Here is a 19,538-nt window from a genome sequence, read left to right on the forward strand (position 1 = left end):
TATTCTGGTTTTCACTTTTTCGCATTCTCACGGAGCTTTTTATTGATAAACTCCCGCATGGAAGTACGCGGATAATCAGCCAACGCAGCGGGTATCCACAAAAATCCAAGCGTACCTAAATCATAATAATCAATACCATCATGTGTAGTAACGCCCTTCAGCCGTTCCCACGCAACAAAAGAATAGTAGTCATCAACACTCCAGGAAATGCCCGAGTCGGTAATCTGCAGATTATATCCGCTGTGAATTCCGCTATTAGATTCGTAAAAACTATGGTGTGAACGCCGTGAATAATTTGCAAAGAGTAAACGAGCCACCAATATGCCGAGGATATAACATCCCAGACAAATAGATATTACCCCTTCTCCCTGGAGTTTAAAGAGATATTCACCCGTTTCTCTCGACCAACTTCTGAATACAACCTTATACGTGCCCAAAAAATAGCTAATACAACATAGCACGACAGCAATACAGAGCCATATCAACAACTTCTCAAGCCTACGATGATGTGCAGGCAACCACCGCAACGCCAGCCGACCGCCCCAAAGATATTGCGCGAACGATAATGAACCGCCCGGCACGCTGACGCTGAATAGTGCCTGTTTCTGATGATCCGACATCATAATCAATGCTCCGTCCCTGTATTAATCAAATATGTTCTTTATATTTTTGGCTTACGTAGCCATGTAACTGATGCAGTTTCCGGAAGATAGTGGTCACTTTATGCCATATAATTTGTTTGTGAATAAGTTTTATTGGGCGTCACCATTTTGCTAAGGCGCGTTGATACACTATGCTCTACCATAAGGGATAATGTAATTGGCGCAACTATAGAATACAGAATCTAAAATGGCATTGCCTTATCCATAAACGCACATAAAAAAACCTCGCATCGCGAGGTTTTTTTTGCTACAAGCGTAACGCTTACGGGCGATACACCTTCACGTTCTCAAAGCCCTGCTCGCGCAGGTAAAGCGCCTGCAGACGGCTCATCACCCCGCGTTCACACCATAGCAGCCAGGTTTTGCTCTGATCCAGATCGCCGAATTTGGTGCTCAGCTTGTAGAACGGCAGAGAAACGACGTCCACGCCGTCAACCTTCAGCGGTTTGTCATCCTGTTCATCCACAGAGCGGATATCCAGAATCACATCGTTCGGGCCGAAGCCGCTCACGGTTTCCACTTCCACCACGGTCTGCTGCGTCTGCTGGGCGATATCACGAATATCGATATTGTTCGCTTCTTCAACCACTTTATCGAGGATCGAGAAATCGAAGTTTTCTTCTTCGGCCTCAATCTTCGCCTTAATTGCTTTCACCGTCGGGCTTTTTGAAATCACGCCGCAGTATTCCGGCATAGTACGGGCAAAGTCCTCGGTACCAATTTCACGTGCCAGATTGATAATGTGCTCTTTATCATGGGAGATAAGCGGTCGCAGGATCAGGGTGTCAGAAACGTTATCGATCAGGCGCAGGTTGGTCAGCGTCTGGCTGGACACCTGGCCCAGCGCTTCACCGGTTACCAGCGCCTGTACGCCGTAGCGCTCAGCGACTTTCGACGCCGCGCGTACCATCATACGTTTGAGGACCACGCCCATCTGACCGTCGTCGACTTTCTCCAGGATCTCGCCCACTACCGGCTCAAAGTTGATGGCAACAAAACGCACGCGATGCGAGCTACCAAAGCGGTTCCACAGATAATGCGCCACCTGGCGAACGCCGATTTCATGCGCTGCCCCGCCAAGGTTGAAGAAGCAGTAGTGCACGCGGCAGCCGCGACGCATCAGCATGTAGCTGGACACGCCGGAGTCGAAACCACCCGAGATCAGCGACAGTACGTCTTCCTGTGTCCCTATCGGGAAACCGCCGATACCTTCATAGCGGCCTTTAACCAGCAACAGGCGGTCGTTTTCGATTTCAAGATTCACCGTCACGTCCGGCTTCGTCAGCTTCACGCGCGCGGATTCAATATGCTGGTTCAGTCCACCGCCAACATAACGTTCCACCTCAATAGAGCTAAACTCATGCTTACCGCGACGTTTGACGCGAACGCAGAAGGTCTTACCTTCCAGTTGATCGCGATACTGTACCAGTGCTTTCTCGAAAATATCGTGCATATCGGTAAACGGCACGTCTTCTACTTCGAGAATATGGTGGATCCCCGGAATACGGGTTAGCGCGTCGCGAATGTCCAGGCGTTGGCTTTCATCTTTCGCGCGAACCTCAACGTGATCCCAGTGACGGACAACGGCAAGGTCTTCATCATAGTGCTTTAAAACGTTACGAATGTTCCCTGTCAGAATTTTTATAAAGCGCAAACGCACAGATTGGCTTTTGATGGTGATTTCTGGGAACAATTTAATGATAAACTTCATGGCGGCAATGGTTCTTTGGCAAGTCTGAATGACTTGTAATGGAAAAAAATACAGCAGCCCATACCCTGCGGCTGCATCCAGGCGCGCAAGTATACCACCATCATGGTCATCCTGTGCACATCGCCTTACCATTGCGCGTTATTTGCTTATCAGTGCGAGTCCGTTACCATAGTCTTGTGCTGCCAATACAGAGAGTCAGACATTCATTATGCCGAAGAAAAATGAAGCGCCAGCCAGTTTTGAAACAGCGCTGAGCGAGCTGGAACAGATTGTTACCCGCCTGGAAAGCGGCGACCTGCCGCTGGAAGAAGCGCTGAACGAATTCGAACGAGGCGTACAGTTGGCGCGTCAGGGACAGGTTAAATTGCAACAGGCTGAACAGCGCGTGCAAATCCTGCTGTCAGATACTGAAGACGCCGCCCTTACGCCTTTTACACCGGATAATGAGTAAATGGATTTTACGCAGCAGCTACAGGCTTGCGTTGAGCAGGCCAATCAGGCACTGAGCCGTTTTATCGCGCCACTGCCCTTTCAGAACACTCCCGTGGTCGAAACCATGCAATATGGCGCATTATTAGGCGGTAAACGTCTGCGCCCGTTTCTGGTGTACGCGACCGGTCAGATGTTTGGCGTCAGCCTGAGTACGCTTGATGCTCCCGCGGCAGCCGTCGAGTGCATCCATGCTTATTCGTTGATGCACGATGATTTACCTGCGATGGACGACGATGACCTGCGCCGCGGTCTGCCGACCTGCCACGTAAAATTTGGCGAGGCAAACGCGATCCTCGCCGGAGATGCGCTGCAAACGCTGGCGTTCTCCATTATCAGCGACGCCCCGATGCCGGAAGTGTCTGACCGTGACCGCATCGCGATGATCTCTGAACTGGCCCAGGCCAGCGGTATCGCCGGAATGTGCGGCGGCCAGGCACTGGATCTGGCAGCCGAAGGCCATCAGGTTGAGCTGGCTGCGCTGGAGCGTATTCACCGCCACAAAACCGGGGCATTGATTCGCGCCGCCGTACGTTTGGGGGCATTAAGCGCAGGTGACAAAGGGCGAGAATGCCTGGCAACACTCGACAAATATGCAGAAAGCATCGGCCTGGCTTTCCAGGTTCAGGATGACATCCTGGATGTGGTGGGCGATACTGCAATATTGGGTAAACGTCAGGGTGCTGACCAGCAGCTTGGCAAAAGTACCTATCCTGCACTTCTGGGTCTTGAGCAAGCCCGGAATAAAGCCCGGGATTTAATCGAAGATGCCCGCCAGTCGCTGAATCTGCTGGCCGCACAGTCACTCGATACCTCGGCACTGGAAGCGCTAGCGGACTATATAATCCAGCGTGATAAATAAACCAACATATCCCATGAGCTTGCGATGAGTTTTGATATAGCCAAATACCCGACCCTGGCGCTGGTCGACTCCACCCAGGAGTTACGCCTGCTGCCAAAAGAGAGCCTGCCAAAGCTTTGCGACGAACTGCGCCGCTATTTGCTCGACAGCGTAAGCCGTTCCAGCGGGCACTTCGCCTCTGGTCTGGGCACGGTGGAACTCACCGTCGCGCTGCACTACGTCTACAACACCCCGTTTGACCAGTTAATCTGGGATGTGGGGCATCAGGCTTACCCACACAAAATTCTGACCGGCCGTCGCGATAAAATCGGTACGATTCGCCAAAAAGGCGGTTTGCATCCGTTCCCGTGGCGCGGTGAGAGCGAGTATGACGTACTGAGCGTCGGACACTCCTCGACCTCTATCAGCGCTGGCATCGGTATTGCGGTTGCCGCCGAGAAAGAAGGCAAAGAACGTCGTACCGTCTGCGTGATTGGCGACGGCGCCATCACCGCTGGCATGGCGTTTGAAGCGATGAACCACGCGGGCGATATTAAGCCCGACATGTTGGTTATTCTGAACGACAACGAAATGTCGATCTCAGAAAACGTCGGCGCGCTGAATAACCACCTGGCGCAATTGCTCTCCGGCAAACTTTACTCTTCGCTGCGCGAAGGCGGAAAGAAAGTGTTCTCCGGCGTACCGCCGATTAAAGAGCTGCTCAAACGTACCGAAGAACACATCAAAGGCATGGTTGTTCCGGGTACGCTGTTTGAAGAGCTGGGCTTTAACTATATCGGCCCGGTGGATGGTCACGACGTGCTGGGGCTTATCACTACGCTGAAGAACATGCGCGATCTGAAAGGTCCACAGTTCCTGCACATCATGACCAAAAAAGGTCGTGGCTACGAGCCAGCGGAAAAAGATCCAATTACCTTCCACGCGGTACCCAAATTCGATCCGTCCAGCGGATGCCTGCCGAAAAGTAGCGGCGGCCTGCCAAGCTATTCAAAAATCTTCGGTGACTGGCTGTGCGAGACCGCGGCGAAAGACAATAAGCTGATGGCGATCACCCCGGCGATGCGCGAAGGTTCCGGCATGGTGGAATTCTCACGTAAGTTCCCGGACCGCTACTTCGATGTGGCAATTGCTGAGCAGCACGCGGTGACGTTTGCTGCCGGTCTGGCGATTGGCGGCTATAAGCCGGTCGTGGCTATTTACTCTACCTTCCTGCAACGCGCTTACGATCAGGTGCTGCATGATGTCGCCATTCAGAAACTGCCAGTCCTGTTCGCCGTTGACCGGGCGGGTATCGTTGGTGCAGATGGACAAACCCACCAGGGGGCGTTCGATCTCTCCTTCCTGCGCTGCATCCCGGAAATGGTCATTATGACCCCAAGCGATGAGAACGAATGTCGCCAGATGCTGTTCACTGGCTATCACTATAACGATGGTCCAACGGTAGTGCGCTATCCGCGCGGTAACGCGGTGGGCGTTGAGCTGGCGCCGCTGGAACAGCTGCCTATCGGGAAAGGTATAGTGAAACGTCACGGAGAGAAAGTCGCGATTCTCAACTTCGGTACCCTGATGCCGGAAGCCGCTCAGGTCGCCGAGTCGCTGAACGCCACGCTGGTGGATATGCGCTTTGTGAAACCGCTGGATGAAACGCTGATCCTGGAAATGGCAGTTCAACACGAAGTGCTGGTCACCATTGAAGAGAACGCCATTATGGGCGGTGCTGGCAGCGGCGTAAACGAAGTGCTGATGGCTCATCGCAAGCCCGTTCCGGTACTGAACATTGGCCTGCCTGATTTCTTCATCCCGCAGGGGACTCAGGAGGAGGCTCGCGCCGATCTGGGTCTTGATGCCGCTGGCATTGAGACCAAAATCAAGGCCTGGCTGGCATAATCCCCTCTCCGCTCCTGCTATGCTTAACCCATCACGAGCTAAGCAGGAGTGGATTGATGAAATACAACACCTTAGGAAAAACCGACCTTCGTGTCTCCCGCCTTTGCCTGGGCTGCATGACGTTTGGCGAACCCCATCGCGGCAATCACGCCTGGACGCTACCTGAAGAAAGCAGCCGCCCGATAATCAAACACGCCCTTGAGGGTGGCATTAACTTTTTCGATACCGCCAACAGTTACTCCGCTGGCAGTAGCGAAGAGATTCTCGGTCGCGCGCTGCGTGATTTCACCCGCCGCGAAGATGTCGTGGTCGCCACCAAGGTTTTTCACCAGGTTGATGATTTAGCAGAAGGATTATCCCGCGCACAAATCCTGCGCTCGATCGATGACAGCCTCAGACGTCTGGGTATGGACTATGTCGACATCCTGCAAATTCACCGTTGGGATTACAACACGCCAATCGAAGAAACGCTGGAAGCTCTGAACGACGTTGTTAAAGCCGGTAAAGCGCGCTATATCGGCGCCTCATCCATGCACGCTTCGCAGTTTGCTCAGGCGCTGGCCTTACAGAAACAACACGGCTGGGCGCAGTTCGTAAGCATGCAGGATCACTACAACCTGATTTATCGCGAAGAAGAACGCGAAATGCTGCCGCTTTGCTATCAGGAAGGCGTTGCGGTGATCCCATGGAGTCCACTGGCGCGTGGTCGCCTGACACGCCCCTGGGGAGAAACCACTGCACGTCTGGTTTCTGATGAAGTCGGTAAAAATTTGTACAACGAGAGCGATGAAAACGATGCACAAATTGCCGCACGGCTCGCCGGTATCAGTGAGGAATTAGGCGTCACGCGGGCACAGGTCGCACTGGCCTGGCTGCTGAGCAAACCCGGTGTGGCCGCACCGATTATCGGTACGTCTCGTGAGGAACAGCTGGATGAATTGCTTAATGCGGTGGATTTAACACTGAAGCCGGAGCAGATCGCCGAGCTGGAGACGCCGTACAAACAACATCCGGTGGTAGGATTTAAATAATCTGGCAATGCCCGATAGCGCTGCGCTTATCGGGCCGTTTGTAGGCCGAATGAGGCATTTACGCGGCCATCCGGCAAAAGCATTTAAATGATACCTACCGGCCAGTGATGGCCGATAAAATAGAGAATCCCAGCAGAAAGTATCCCGGCCACAATATCATCGATCATGATCCCCGTTCCGCCATGCACGTTGCGATCGAACCAGCGGATCGGCCACGGTTTCCACATATCCAGAATACGGAAAATCACAAAACCCGCAGCAACCCACCGCCAGTCATTGGTCGGAAGCGCCATCAGGGTTATCCACATCCCGACAAACTCGTCCCAGACAATGCTGCCGTGATCGTGCACGCCCATATCTTTCGCCGTTTGATGGCACAGATAAACGCCAATACAGATAGACAACATGACCACCAGTGAATACAGTTGCCACGGCAAAAACGTCATTAAATACCAAAATGGGATCGCCGCCAGCGATCCCATCGTGCCAGGAACAATTGGACTCAGCCCACTGCCAAAACCGGTGGCCAACAGATGCCACGGGTTGCGCATGCTCAGGCGACTTTTGGCGACATCTTTTTTAAGGCGCGGCAAAATGGTCATATCCTTTCCAGTCGAACGTGACGGGTTTTCCGTCGCGCGTAAAGTGAATACCTTCCACATCCGCGCTCATCTGCCCGATACAGGTAAACGATGCGCCGAGATTCCCCAGCGCGACGTCCAGCGCGCCACGGTTAATTTCCGGTACAGTAAAGCATAACTCATAATCTTCACCACCCGAGAGCGCCCAGCGCAGCGCTTGTTCCGATTCCACGTGTTGGGCAAATGCCGGAGAGTAAGGCAGCGCATCAACGTTAACCCGCGCGCCGCAGCCGCTGGCATTAATAATGTGCCCGAGATCGGAGATCAGGCCGTCAGAAATATCGATAGCCGCACTGGCAAGATCGCGCAGGGCTTGACCCTGCAAGATGCGCGGCGTTGGCCGCAGATGACGTTTAAGCAGATAGTCTGCGTCTTTTGCATCTCCAACCTGCAACCGATTCTGTAAAATCGCCAGCCCCGCCGCGCTGTCGCCCGGTGTGCCAGTCACATAAATCCAGTCTCCCGGTTTCGCTCCGGAGCGTTTTAAGGCCCGTCCGACAGGAACGTAGCCATGGATACCCAGCGTCATCGCCAGTGGCCCACGCGTGGTGTCACCGCCAATCAGCTGCATATCATAGTAATTAAGCAGTTCAAACAGGCCATCGCTGAAGGCTTCAAGCCAGGCTTCATCGACTTCAGGTAACGTGAGCGCTAACGTCAGCCATGCAGGGTCCGCCCCCATCGCCGCCAGATCGCTCAAATTCACCGCCAGCGCTTTCCAGGCGAGATCGGTGGGATCAATGTCAGGGAGGAAGTGGTTGCCAGCCACCAGCGTATCGGTACTGATCGCCAGCGTCTGTTTTTCAGGGATATTCAAGAGTGCGCAATCGTCGCCAATACCGGTTTCGACATCAAGACGAGAGGTTCTTACGCGGTCAAAATAACGGGCAATCAGGGAAAATTCGCCACATGCCATACGTTATGCCTCAGCAGAAAAAAAGAAAAAGCCGGGGATAGTGGAAACACGTTCCACCATCCGACCGGCCTCGGAATTACTTTTTGTTGGGGCGAATCACAGGTGCTGCTTTATCCAGTACACCATTCACGAATTTGTGGCTGTCTTCAGCGCCGAAGGTTTTCGCCAGTTCAATCGCTTCGTTGATGGCCACTTTGTATGGCACATCGCTACGCTTAGACAGTTCAAACAGCGCAATACGCAGCACGGCTTTTTCTACCTGACCCAGCTCTTCCAACAGGCGAGACAGGTAAGGCTTCATTAAGCCATCCAGGTACGCGCTGTTAGTCGCCACCCCGGACAGCAGTTCACGGAAATACAGAACGTCGACATCTTTTACGTCCTGTTCCGCCAGGAACTGATATTCAACATCAGCGATGTCGTTCTGGGACAACTGCCAGGAGTAGAGCGCCTGGACGGCACACTCACGGGCGCGGCGACGAGCAGCAGGTTTCACGGATTTCCCCTTACAAAAATCAGGCCTTGATGGCTTTCAATACATTAATCATTTCAAGCGCAGTCAGTGCAGCTTCTGCGCCTTTGTTACCGGCTTTAGTGCCAGCACGTTCGATGGCTTGTTCAATACTTTCGGTGGTCAGAACACCGAAGGCTACCGGAATGCCGCTGTCCTGAGCGACATGCGCCAGGCCATTGCTTGCACCGCCAGCCACATATTCGAAGTGCGCGGTACCGCCACGGATCACCGTACCGAGCGCAATCACCGCGTCGTATTTACCGGTTTTCGCCAGAGCGTCAGCCGCCAGCGGCAGCTCATAGGCACCAGGAACCCAAACAACGGTAATGTTTTCATCTTTAACCTGACCAATACGTTTCAGGGCGTCGATCGCACCTTCCAGCAGGCTGTCATTGATAAAGTTGTTGAAACGCGCAATGGTGATGGCGACGCGAGCGTCCGGGGTAGCAACGTTAGCTTCAATAATGTTCATATTCTTCCTTCGGGTTCGATTTATAGCCCCGTAAGGGGGGCGGATTTTATCATAATATTCTGTGCGCTGCTTCCTCTAAATCAGAAAGCCTCACGCAGTCGTTAAATGCAGGCAAACGTCCGGGCCCACCTGGCGTATCTCATTGAATTTGAAATGGGGGGCGTCGGCCAGTTTCTCAAGGCCTGGAAGCACACATAATCCTCGCGCATCGCTGCCTAACAGTTTAGGCGCAACATACACGATTAGCTCATCAACCAAACCGGCCTGTAGTAACGCGCCCGCCAGCGTTGGGCCAGCTTCAACCCAAATGCTGTTAATTTGCTGCTTACCCAGTTGCATCATCAGCACCACCAGATCCAGATGCCCGTTATGTTCCGGCACTTTCAGGCTACGCACCGTCTCCGGCCAACTGCGAGGGTCGTCTTTAGTCCGGGCAATCCAGGTTTCTCCTGGCTGTTGCACAATTCGATGCTCCGGCGTGACCTGATTCTGGCTATCAAGAACAATGCGGATCGGCTGGCGCAGATTTTCCTGCGGGTAACTGGCCTGGGTAGACTCTCCAAGCTCCGACCAACGCACAGTAAGCTGAGGGTCGTCGGCTAATACCGTAGCGCTGCTGGTTAAAATAGCATGGCTTTGCGCTCGTAAACGTTGCACATCGCGACGCGCCTGCGGCGAGGTTATCCACTGGCTTTCACCGCTGGCCATCGCCGTACGTCCATCAAGCGAGGCACCAAGCTTAAGCTGCACATAGGGGAATCCCGTACGCATACGCTTCAGGAAGCCCTTATTAAGCTGCTCAACCTCGCTCATCATTAGCCCGTGGCTGACGTCAATGCCAGCCTGCTGCAAACGATAGAGCCCACGACCTGCTACCTGCGGATTGGGATCCTGCATCGCGGCAACCACACGTGACACGCCTGCGGCAATCAGCGCCTCGCAGCACGGCGGCGTACGCCCATGATGACTACAGGGTTCAAGCGTGACATAGGCCGTTGCCCCTTGCGCTTTTGCTCCCGCCATCCGCAAGGCATGGACTTCGGCATGCGGTTCGCCCGCGCGGTGATGATACCCTTCACCGACGATCTGCCCATCTTTAACAATCACGCAGCCCACGTTGGGATTGGGGTGAGTGGTAAAACGTCCGCGCGCAGCAAGCTTCAGCGCGCGCGCCATGTACAATTCATCCTGCATGGCTTAGTCCTGTAGGCGAGCAATCTCTTCGCCAAATTCTTTGATATCTTCGAAACTACGGTACACCGAGGCAAAGCGGATATAGGCGACTTTATCGAGTTTTTTCAACTGCTCCATCACCAGGTTGCCAATCATCTTGCTCGGCACCTCACGCTCGCCAGTGGCACGCAGTTGTGATTTGATATGGTTCAACGCCATTTCGACGTCATCAGAACTGACCGGGCGTTTCTCAAGCGCTCTGAGCATGCCGCTGCGCAGCTTATCTTCATTAAAAGGTTCACGCACATCGTTGCTTTTCACAACGCGCGGCATGACAAGTTCAGCCACTTCAAAAGTGGTGAAACGTTCGTTACAGACCAGACACTGCCGACGGCGGCGTACTGAGGAGCCCTCGCCGACAAGACGAGAGTCAATTACCTTAGTGTCTACGGCGAAACAGAATGGGCAATGCATACGGCGTCCTGTACCTCAGTGGTTAACAGAAATCTATTTTACCCTGAACTGGCGTGACAACAAAGGCGCAGCGCTTTTGAGACAAAGGATCGATGCCTTCGCGCTCAGTGCGCACTACCATTATGCTATCGCGACAATAAAGGAAGTGATCACAATGACAAGACGTTACCTAAGAATTCTCCTGGTGGGAAGTCTCTTTAGTCTTAGCGCCTGCGCGCAGCAAAGTGAAGTACGCCAGATGCATCAAAGCGTTAGCACGTTGAATAAAGAGATGACGCAGCTCAATCAGGAAACGGTAAAAATTACCCAGCAAAATATGTTGAACGCAAAATCGACCAGCGGCGTCTATCTGCTGCCAGGTTCCAAAACCCCTGCCCGACTGGACAGCCAGATAGGCACGTTACGCATGTCGCTGATAAATATTGCGCCGAACGCCGACGGAACGCGCCTGACGCTGCGGATTCAGAGTGAATCCAACACGCCTTTACCCGCCTTTAGCGCCACCGTCGAATACGGGCAAATTCAGGGTACCACGGACAACTATCAGGAAGTGAACGTTCACAACCAATTGGTCAACGCCCCGGCAAGTATTCTTGCCCCCAGCGACGTCGACATTCCGCTGCAGATAAATGGTCTCACTCGCGAACAGTTAGGTTTTGTTCGCATCCACGACGTTCAACCTGTTAGTCAATAAACTTTTTTGCGGAACGTTTTGTGCGTTCCGCAACATCACTCCCGTCTATTTTGTTACTCCTCTGACATAACCGATATTTCTGGTAAAACTTGGCAACATTGATGAGAGCCAGTACAATTCGCCGCCTAAAGTACGCAAACGTGAACGCAATCGATTACGTAAATGATAGAACTGTGAAACAAGACATATTTTTGTGAACAATGATTTTTATAATAGGCACCGAAGAATTACGAAATATTTAGAAACGCAAATTGCGCATTTTTCACTCCCGAAAGGGATTTCAAACAGTGGCATACATATGAAAAAAACATTACTTGCAGCCGGTGCAGTGCTGGCGCTCTCCTCGTCTTTTACTGCCAACGCAGCAGAAAATGACAAACCGCAATATCTGTCCGACTGGTGGCACCAAAGCGTCAACGTGGTGGGCAGCTACCACACCCGTTTCTCCCCGAAACTGAACAACGACGTGTATCTGGAATATGAAGCGTTTGCCAAAAAAGACTGGTTTGACTTCTATGGCTACATCGATATTCCTAAAACCTTCGACTGGGGTAACGGCAACGATAAAGGCATCTGGTCTGACGGTTCTCCGCTGTTTATGGAAATCGAACCGCGTTTCTCCATCGACAAACTGACCGGCGCTGACCTGAGCTTTGGTCCGTTCAAAGAATGGTATTTCGCCAACAACTACATCTACGATATGGGTGATAACAAAGCCAGTCGCCAGAGCACCTGGTATATGGGTCTGGGTACCGATATCGATACCGGTCTGCCGATGGGCCTGTCTCTGAACGTGTATGCTAAATACCAGTGGCAGAACTATGGCGCATCCAACGAAAACGAGTGGGATGGCTACCGTTTCAAAGTGAAATACTTTGTGCCGATCACTCAGGTATGGGGCGGTCAGTTAACTTACATCGGCTTCACCAACTTCGACTGGGGCTCAGATTTGGGTGACGATCCGAACCGCACCAGCAACTCTATCGCTTCCAGCCACGTTCTGGCGCTGAACTACGATCACTGGCACTACTCCGTAGTGGCGCGTTACTTCCATAACGGCGGTCAGTGGAAAGGTGGCGACACTTTGAACTGGGGCGAAGGCGATTTCAGCGCGAAATCTACCGGTTGGGGTGGTTACCTGGTTGTAGGTTACAACTTCTAATTCAGCCAATCTGTCCGCAGACAAGCCAGCTTAACCGCTGGCTTTTTTATGGCTGGTCTTCACAGCGTACTTTACGTAAAAAGTCACTTAGCGAGCGATCCGCTGATTCGCGAAAGTACCTGTCGAGTGGCGTGATCTTCAGACATCGATCAACGCGAAAGCAGCGATAATCGTCACGTTTTTCACACCAGGCAACGAGCAGCCAGTGCTCACCCCAGAAAAATAGTCCCAGCGGCTGAACATCGCGCCAGGAAAGATTCCCGACCTCATCGCGATAATGCAGCGCTAGTGTCTGCTGCGCCGAAACCGCGCGATGAATGAGATCGAACGCACTGCGTGAATGCGGCTGATTACCAAAATCAGGTGCGAAAATCCGTGTTTGCTCGGCCCTGCGCCGACTCTCTGACGGCAATATCGCCAGCACTTTTTCCTGCGCAGACTCCAGCGCCTGTGAGAGTGAATCCCCACCCCATGTTTTCAGCAGCCGAATAGCCACCATCAACGCTTCTGATTCGTGTTGCGTTAACATTAACGGCGGCAAATCAAACCCTGCCATTAGGCGGTATCCACTGCCCACTTCACCTTCAATGGGCACGCCGGATAAAGAGAGATCGCGGATATCGCGATAAATCGTCCGTTCAGATACCTCCAGACGTTCTGCCAGCAGCGCCGCCGTTGTCACTCGCCTGCCACGCAGGATTTGTACAATCTGAAACAAGCGGTCGGCGCGTCTGGACATATTAATCCTCAGTGCTGAAAAAATTACGCGGGTTGATGTAAACCAACGCGATTGCCTTCGCTGTCAGTAAACAGCGCAATCGTGCCAATGTCTTGCCCCAGTTCGAGCGGGCCAAACACGCAGTGGCCGCCAGCGGTGGCGACACGCTCAAGCGTTGCAGCCAAATCGTCCGTATGCAGGTAAATAATAGCGCCCTGCGCTGAAGGCGTAATGCCGTCAAATTTAGCCAGCGCCCCACCAGGAGCAGGATCCTGATGCGGGAATACGGCCAGCTCGGCGCAGTCCATATTTTCCCGACGCAAAGAAACCTGCATCACGGGCTCATAAAATGCAATGGCACGATCCATTTCTGCCACGGGAATTTCAAACCAGTTAATGACGTTGTTCATACTTCCTCCTGCCTGTGTGAGTAGTGTCAGAAGGACTATAAGACAGTGCTACTGACAGCATACTGTCAGTAGTGTGGCGACCGAAACCAATAATGGTCTGCCGCTAAATCACAGGCAAAAAAAATCCCGACCTTACGATCGGGATTCCAGTATTTCCACTCTTGATGGGTTAAGGCAGAATCGACGGTTGATCCGCCCCTTCTTTCTCAACCTTCTGCTGCAGCATGTGCTCACGCTTCATACCCAGCTTCAGCGCCAGCGCCGATGCCACGTAGATAGAAGATGCAGTACCGATGGAAACACCGATCAGCATCGTCAACGAGAAGCCTTCCAGTACCGGACCACCGAACAGGAACAGCATCAGAATAACCATCAACGTCGTACCGGACGTAATCAACGTACGGTGCAGCGTCTGAGTCAATGACACGTTAAAGATTTCGTAAGGCGTACCGCGACGAATTTTGCGGAAGTTTTCACGAATACGGTCAGATACAACGATACTGTCGTTCAGCGAGTAACCGATTACTGACATCAGCGATGCAACGATAGTCAGGTCAATCTCGATATGGAACAACGACAGGATCCCAAGTGTAATGATTACGTCATGCGCCAGCGCGATAACTACCCCTGCCGCCAGTCGCCACTCAAAGCGGAAACCGACGTACACCAGGATGGAGATCAGCGCCGCCATCAACGCCATCGCACCCGTTTGCGCCAGGTCTGCACCCACACTCGGCCCCACGAATTCAATTCGCTTCACCGCCGCGTTTTGGTTGGTGGATTCGTTAATCACACTCAACACTTTGCTACCCAGCACCTGACCACCGTCTGCGCCTTCGGTTGGCGGCATACGCACCATAATGTCGTGGCTGCTGCCGAAGTTCTGCAGCAGCGGGTCAACAAAGCCCGCTTTCTCCAGCGCATCGCGCATCACGTCCATTTCCGCTGGTTTTTCCAGCGTGATTTCAATGACCGTACCACCGGTGAAATCGAGACCCCAGTTAAAGCCGCGCACGCCCATAATCACAATGGCCGCGATCAGCAGAAAACCTGAAATGCCGAAAGCCCAGTAGTCCCAGCGCATAAAGTCCCAGACTTTACGGCCGTGGTTCAATTGTTCAACAGTATATTCCTGTGCCACTTCGCACTCCTCAGATTGACAGCTTTTTGACGCGCTTGCCGCCATACAACAGGTTTACGATGGCACGTGTACCGACAATTGCGGTAAACATCGACGTCGCTACCCCAATACCGGTAGTAATCGCGAACCCTTTAATTGCCCCGGTGCCAACTGCGTACAGGATAATGACCTTGATCAGCGTCGTAATGTTCGCATCAAAGATGGAGCTAAATGCGCCCGCATAACCTTCATTGATGGCCTGCTGCACCGAACGCCCGTTACTCAACTCTTCTTTGATACGTTCGTTGATCAGTACGTTCGCATCGACCGCGACAGCAAGGGTTAAGACGATCCCCGCAATCCCCGGCATACTCAGCGTAGCGCCCGGCAGCAGCGACATAATACCGACAATCAGTACCAGGTTCGCAATAAGCGCACTCGTGGCGATCAGACCGAACTTCTTATAGAAGAAGATCATGAACAGGATAGACACCACCAGACCAGCCAGACACGCTTCCAGACCCTGTTTAATGTTCTGCATACCCAGGGTTGGGCCGATGGTACGTTCTTCCACAATCTGAATCGGCGCAATCAACGCACCGGCACGTAACAGCAGAGAAAGCTGACGCGCCTCATTCGGGTTGTTGATACCGGTAATACGGAAGCTGTTGCCCAGACGAGACTGGATGTTGGCGATGTTAATCACCTCTTCCTGTTTCACCAGCACGGCGCGACCGTTGGCATCTTTCTTACCGCTGTCTTTGTACTCCACGAACAGGGTCGCCATCGGCTTACCGATGTTGTCCTTGGTGAAGTTGGACATGATGTTACCACCCGCGCTATCCAGCGAGATGTTAACCTGCGGCTGATTGTATTCGTCCTGGCTGGAAGTGGAATCGGTGATATGGTCACCGGTCAGGATCACGCGTTTGTAAAGCACAACCGGCTGACCTTCACGAGACTGTTTCACTTCCGAATCACCCGGTACACGCCCGGATGCCGCAGCAGACTGGTCAACGTTGGTGTTTACCAGACGGAATTCCAGCGTCGCGGTAGCGCCCAGAATTTCTTTCGCCCGCGCGGTATCCTGAATACCCGGCAGTTCGACCACAATGCGGTCAGCACCCTGACGTTGTACAACCGGCTCAGCAACACCCAGTTGGTTAACACGATTACGCAGAATGTTGATGTTCTGCTGTACCGCGTATTCACGGGCTTCGCTCAGGCGCGCATCGGTCATCACCGCACGCAGTGCATTGCTGCCCTGGCTAGAAATAACCAAATCCTGGTGACGCTTGCTCAGGTAAGAGATAGCTTCATCACGGGCGCTGCTATCACGAAAAGTGATGCTCAGACCGTAGTTATCTTCTTTGCGAACGGTAGTATAAGGAATGCCTTTTTCACGCAGATCGCTGCGCAGGCTATCAATATTTTGTTCCTGCAACTTACTCAGCGCGGTGTCCATATCCACTTCCATCAGGAAGTGAACGCCGCCACGCAGATCAAGACCGAGTTTCATCGGTTCTGCGTGAATGGCTGCCAGCCAACGCGGGGTTGCCGGAGCAAGGTTAAGCGCCACGACGTATTGATCACCCAATACGCCCATTAACACTTCACGAGCGCGCAGTTGGGTATCAGTGGAGTCGAAGCGCGCGAGAATAGCACCCTCTTCCAGAGCCACAGACTTAGGTGTGATTTTATCTTCTTGTAACGTTTTCTGGACCTGGATCAGCGTTTGCTCACTGGCGGCGGCACCGCGCACGCCAGTGATTTGAACAGCCGGATCCTCACCATACAGGTTGGGAAGCGCATAGAGCAGACCGACGACAATCACGACGATCAGCATGACATACTTCCACAAAGGATAACGGTTTAACACGGCAGTTCCCTTTGGGAAAACAATAAATTACAGCGCCTTCATGGTGCCTTTCGGCAGAACGGCAGCTACGAAATCACGTTTAATAACCACTTCAGTGGTGTCGTTCAGCGCGATAGCGATGTAGCCGGATTCTGCTACTTTGGTCACGCGACCCACCAGACCACCGTTAGTCAGCACTTCATCGCCTTTCGCAATGGAGTTCATCAGATTTTTGTGTTCTTTGGTACGCTTTTGCTGCGGGCGCAGGATCATGAAATAGAAAATCAGACCAAACACCACCAGCATCAGAATCAGAGACATCGGGCTGCCCTGCGCCGGAGCACCTGTTGCCGCTACCGCATCAGAAATAAAAAAGCTCATTCAAATTCCCTCATTATTAAAATTAATCAACGTTCACAGGTGGAACTGGTCTACCCTGACGTTGGTAAAAATCGGTCACGAAGCTCTCTAATTTACCCTCTTCAATAGCCTTGCGTAAACCCGCCATCAAACGCTGGTAGTAGCGAAGGTTATGAATCGTGTTGAGTCGCGCGCCCAATATTTCGTTGCAACGGTCAAGATGATGCAAGTATGCGCGCGAATAATTGCGACAGGTGTAGCAATCACACTCAGCATCGAGCGGACTGGTGTCGCTTTTATGTTTCGCGTTACGAATTTTTACCACGCCGTCAGTCACAAACAAATGACCATTACGGGCATTTCGCGTTGGCATCACGCAGTCAAACATATCGATACCACGACGCACGCCTTCAACCAGATCTTCTGGTTTACCAACGCCCATCAGGTAACGCGGTTTATCAGCCGGAATCTGCGGGCAAACATGCTCCAGAATGCGGTGCATATCTTCCTTCGGTTCACCAACAGCCAAACCGCCGACAGCGTAGCCATCAAAGCCGATATCTACCAGACCTTTGACGGAGATATCACGTAAATCTTCGTAAACGCTGCCCTGAATGATGCCAAAAAGCGCATTTTTGTTGCCGAGGCTATCAAAACGGTCGCGACTGCGCTTCGCCCAACGCAAAGACATCTCCATCGATCGTTTAGCATAGTCCCAGTCGGCCGGATACGGTGTACATTCGTCGAAGATCATCACGATATCGGAACCGAGATCGTATTGAATCTCCATAGACTTCTCAGGATCGAGGAAGATCGGATCGCCGTTGATCGGATTACGGAAATGCACGCCCTGCTCGGTTATCTTACGGATGTCGCCCAGGCTGAATACCTGGAAGCCGCCGGAATCGGTGAGGATCGGTCCTTTCCACTGCATGAAATCGTGCAGATCGCCGTGCAGCTTCATGATTTCCTGACCCGGGCGCAGCCAGAGGTGGAAGGTGTTACCGAGGATGATCTGTGCGCCGGTCGCTTCAACTTCTTCCGGCGTCATGCCTTTCACGGTGCCATAAGTACCGACCGGCATAAAAGCAGGCGTTTCCACTACGCCACGATCAAAAACCAGGCGGCCGCGGCGGGCGCGACCGTCTGTGGTGTCCAGTTCAAATCTCATTTTAACTCCTGCGTCAGAAAAACAGTCCGACGTTAAACACTCGCATCGCGGATTTATTCCCCAACGCGCTCAGAAATAGCCTGCGGATTGTACGTGATAAACATGGCATCACCGTAACTAAAAAAGCGATATTCCGCTTTTACCGCTTCATGATAGGCGTGCATGGTGTTTTTATAACCAGCAAATGCGGAAACCAGCATAATCAGTGTCGATTCCGGCAGGTGAAAGTTGGTTACCAGGGCATCAATCACCTGATATTTATAGCCTGGATAAATGAATATTTGCGTATCACCGAAGAACGGCTCGATAAGGTCATTTTTGGCCGCCTGCGCCGCGCTTTCCAGTGAACGTACGGAGGTGGTACCTACCGCAATCACGCGGTTGCCGCGTGCTTTCGCCGCCAGCACAGCATCAACCACATCCTGTGGCACTTCCGCATACTCGGAGTGCATAATGTGATCTTCGATGGTATCTACGCGCACCGGCTGGAAGGTACCCGCCCCCACGTGCAGCGTAACGAACGCCATCTCGATACCTTTATCACGCAGTTTTGCCAACAGTGGTTCGTCAAAATGCAGACCGGCGGTCGGCGCGGCGACAGCCCCTGGTTTTTCGCTATACACGGTCTGGTACAGCTCGCGGTCAGCGTCTTCATCCGGACGGTCGATATATGGCGGCAGCGGCATATGGCCAATCGCGTTGAGGATATCCAGCACGCTACGCTCGTCATCAAACTCGACTTCAAACAACGCGTCATGGCGCGCCACCATCGTTGCTTTAATGCTTTCGTCATCGCCCAGCAGCAGCTCGGCACCCGGCTTCGGCGCTTTAGAGGCGCGAATATGCGCCAGAATCCGTTTGTCATCCAGCATACGCTCGACCAGTACTTCAATCTTGCCGCCGCTGGCTTTACGCCCAAACAGACGCGCCGGAATAACGCGGGTGTTATTAAAAACCAGCAAATCGCCAGGGTTGAGCTTATCGAGCAAATCGGTGAAAGTACCGTGCGTCAGCGCGCCCGTCGGCCCGTCCAAAGACAGCAAGCGGCAGCTACTGCGTTCAGCCTGCGGATAGTGGGCAATCAGGGATTCGGGTAGTTCAAAGGTGAAATCGGTAACGCGCATGACACTGACTCAGACTAAAATAAGAGGCGGGTAGTCTAGTGCCGGGGCGTTCTCCCTGCAACCTTTACCCCTCTGGATAAACATTTAAC

Annotated in this window: 21 protein-coding genes; 6 read left to right on the forward strand and 15 right to left on the reverse strand. The window is 52.8% G+C overall.

The window, feature by feature from the left end:
* Positions 1 to 11: 11 nt before the first annotated feature.
* Together OGX99_RS07960 and thiI are read right to left on the reverse strand one after the other, a co-directional pair.
* Positions 12 to 623 carry a hypothetical protein gene (locus OGX99_RS07960; protein WP_149911159.1) on the reverse strand — a complete coding sequence of 204 codons (612 nt, stop codon included), beginning with the start codon at positions 621 to 623 and terminating at the stop codon, positions 12 to 14.
* A 301-nt stretch (positions 624 to 924) separates the two neighbouring features.
* On the reverse strand, positions 925 to 2,373 hold the full coding sequence (gene thiI, locus OGX99_RS07965; protein ID WP_005125147.1) for a tRNA uracil 4-sulfurtransferase ThiI: 1,449 nt from the start codon (positions 2,371 to 2,373) through the stop codon (positions 925 to 927).
* 208 nt (positions 2,374 to 2,581) lie between these two features.
* Between thiI and xseB the strand changes: the two genes are divergently transcribed.
* The 4 genes from xseB to yajO are packed head-to-tail and all read left to right on the forward strand — an operon-like array spanning position 2,582 to position 6,642.
* Positions 2,582 to 2,824, forward strand: coding sequence for an exodeoxyribonuclease VII small subunit (gene xseB, locus OGX99_RS07970; protein ID WP_038638224.1), 243 nt, complete (start codon positions 2,582 to 2,584; stop codon positions 2,822 to 2,824).
* A complete protein-coding gene (gene ispA / locus OGX99_RS07975; protein ID WP_278238049.1) occupies positions 2,825 to 3,724 on the forward strand; it encodes a (2E,6E)-farnesyl diphosphate synthase in 900 nt (299 codons plus the stop codon).
* A gap of 24 nt (positions 3,725 to 3,748) precedes the next feature.
* Positions 3,749 to 5,611 carry a 1-deoxy-D-xylulose-5-phosphate synthase gene (gene dxs / locus OGX99_RS07980; RefSeq protein ID WP_252837941.1) on the forward strand — a complete coding sequence of 621 codons (1,863 nt, stop codon included), beginning with the start codon at positions 3,749 to 3,751 and terminating at the stop codon, positions 5,609 to 5,611.
* A 56-nt stretch (positions 5,612 to 5,667) separates the two neighbouring features.
* The gene (yajO, locus tag OGX99_RS07985) at positions 5,668 to 6,642 is read left to right on the forward strand and encodes an aldo/keto reductase (protein WP_210904717.1); all 975 of its coding nucleotides are present in this window, start codon (positions 5,668 to 5,670) and stop codon (positions 6,640 to 6,642) included.
* Positions 6,643 to 6,725: 83 nt separating this feature from the next.
* Here the strand turns inward: yajO and pgpA are convergent, their stop codons facing one another.
* The 6 genes from pgpA to nrdR form a co-directional block, all read right to left on the reverse strand.
* A complete protein-coding gene (gene pgpA / locus OGX99_RS07990; protein ID WP_061067419.1) occupies positions 6,726 to 7,244 on the reverse strand; it encodes a phosphatidylglycerophosphatase A in 519 nt (172 codons plus the stop codon).
* Positions 7,222 to 8,199 (reverse strand): thiamine-phosphate kinase, encoded by a 978-nt coding sequence (gene thiL, locus OGX99_RS07995; RefSeq protein WP_151224859.1) that lies wholly within the window; start codon positions 8,197 to 8,199, stop codon positions 7,222 to 7,224. Before thiL ends, pgpA begins: the two co-directional genes overlap by 23 nt.
* Positions 8,200 to 8,275: 76 nt before the next feature.
* Positions 8,276 to 8,695: a transcription antitermination factor NusB gene (gene nusB, locus OGX99_RS08000; protein ID WP_000801129.1), complete on the reverse strand. Its 420-nt coding sequence runs from the start codon at positions 8,693 to 8,695 to the stop codon at positions 8,276 to 8,278.
* A 19-nt stretch (positions 8,696 to 8,714) separates the two neighbouring features.
* A complete protein-coding gene (gene ribH / locus OGX99_RS08005; RefSeq protein ID WP_003021575.1) occupies positions 8,715 to 9,185 on the reverse strand; it encodes a 6,7-dimethyl-8-ribityllumazine synthase in 471 nt (156 codons plus the stop codon).
* 90 nt (positions 9,186 to 9,275) lie between these two features.
* Complete coding sequence (gene ribD, locus OGX99_RS08010; protein WP_151218614.1) at positions 9,276 to 10,379, reverse strand: bifunctional diaminohydroxyphosphoribosylaminopyrimidine deaminase/5-amino-6-(5-phosphoribosylamino)uracil reductase RibD; 1,104 nt, start codon at positions 10,377 to 10,379, stop codon at positions 9,276 to 9,278.
* A gap of 3 nt (positions 10,380 to 10,382) precedes the next feature.
* Positions 10,383 to 10,832: a transcriptional regulator NrdR gene (nrdR, locus tag OGX99_RS08015; protein ID WP_016152032.1), complete on the reverse strand. Its 450-nt coding sequence runs from the start codon at positions 10,830 to 10,832 to the stop codon at positions 10,383 to 10,385.
* Between the two features lie 154 nt (positions 10,833 to 10,986).
* Between nrdR and OGX99_RS08020 the strand changes: the two genes are divergently transcribed.
* Both OGX99_RS08020 and OGX99_RS08025 read left to right on the forward strand, forming a co-directional pair.
* On the forward strand, positions 10,987 to 11,526 hold the full coding sequence (locus OGX99_RS08020; protein ID WP_286543142.1) for a SadB/YajI family lipoprotein: 540 nt from the start codon (positions 10,987 to 10,989) through the stop codon (positions 11,524 to 11,526).
* 298 nt (positions 11,527 to 11,824) lie between these two features.
* A complete protein-coding gene (locus tag OGX99_RS08025) occupies positions 11,825 to 12,688 on the forward strand; it encodes a nucleoside-specific channel-forming protein Tsx (RefSeq protein WP_003021561.1) in 864 nt (287 codons plus the stop codon).
* Positions 12,689 to 12,734: 46 nt separating this feature from the next.
* On the opposite strand, the gene OGX99_RS08030 is transcribed toward OGX99_RS08025, so the two are convergent.
* The 7 genes from OGX99_RS08030 to queA form a co-directional block, all read right to left on the reverse strand.
* Entirely contained in the window at positions 12,735 to 13,427 is a 693-nt protein-coding gene (locus tag OGX99_RS08030) for a helix-turn-helix transcriptional regulator (protein WP_210904714.1), read from the reverse strand.
* A 23-nt stretch (positions 13,428 to 13,450) separates the two neighbouring features.
* The gene (locus OGX99_RS08035; protein ID WP_151218610.1) at positions 13,451 to 13,816 is read right to left on the reverse strand and encodes a VOC family protein; all 366 of its coding nucleotides are present in this window, start codon (positions 13,814 to 13,816) and stop codon (positions 13,451 to 13,453) included.
* A 169-nt stretch (positions 13,817 to 13,985) separates the two neighbouring features.
* Complete coding sequence (gene secF / locus OGX99_RS08040) at positions 13,986 to 14,957, reverse strand: protein translocase subunit SecF (RefSeq protein ID WP_038638190.1); 972 nt, start codon at positions 14,955 to 14,957, stop codon at positions 13,986 to 13,988.
* Positions 14,958 to 14,967: 10 nt separating this feature from the next.
* Complete coding sequence (gene secD / locus OGX99_RS08045; protein ID WP_003021547.1) at positions 14,968 to 16,815, reverse strand: protein translocase subunit SecD; 1,848 nt, start codon at positions 16,813 to 16,815, stop codon at positions 14,968 to 14,970.
* Positions 16,816 to 16,842: 27 nt separating this feature from the next.
* Positions 16,843 to 17,175 (reverse strand): preprotein translocase subunit YajC, encoded by a 333-nt coding sequence (yajC, locus tag OGX99_RS08050; RefSeq protein WP_003021544.1) that lies wholly within the window; start codon positions 17,173 to 17,175, stop codon positions 16,843 to 16,845.
* A gap of 22 nt (positions 17,176 to 17,197) precedes the next feature.
* Positions 17,198 to 18,325 carry a tRNA guanosine(34) transglycosylase Tgt gene (gene tgt, locus OGX99_RS08055; protein ID WP_210904713.1) on the reverse strand — a complete coding sequence of 376 codons (1,128 nt, stop codon included), beginning with the start codon at positions 18,323 to 18,325 and terminating at the stop codon, positions 17,198 to 17,200.
* Positions 18,326 to 18,378: 53 nt separating this feature from the next.
* Positions 18,379 to 19,449 carry a tRNA preQ1(34) S-adenosylmethionine ribosyltransferase-isomerase QueA gene (gene queA, locus OGX99_RS08060; protein WP_151218609.1) on the reverse strand — a complete coding sequence of 357 codons (1,071 nt, stop codon included), beginning with the start codon at positions 19,447 to 19,449 and terminating at the stop codon, positions 18,379 to 18,381.
* Positions 19,450 to 19,538: the final 89 nt, after the last annotated feature.

It is taken from the genome of Citrobacter sp. Cu096 (assembly GCF_030332285.1).
Classification (GTDB): domain Bacteria; phylum Pseudomonadota; class Gammaproteobacteria; order Enterobacterales; family Enterobacteriaceae; genus Citrobacter; species Citrobacter meridianamericanus.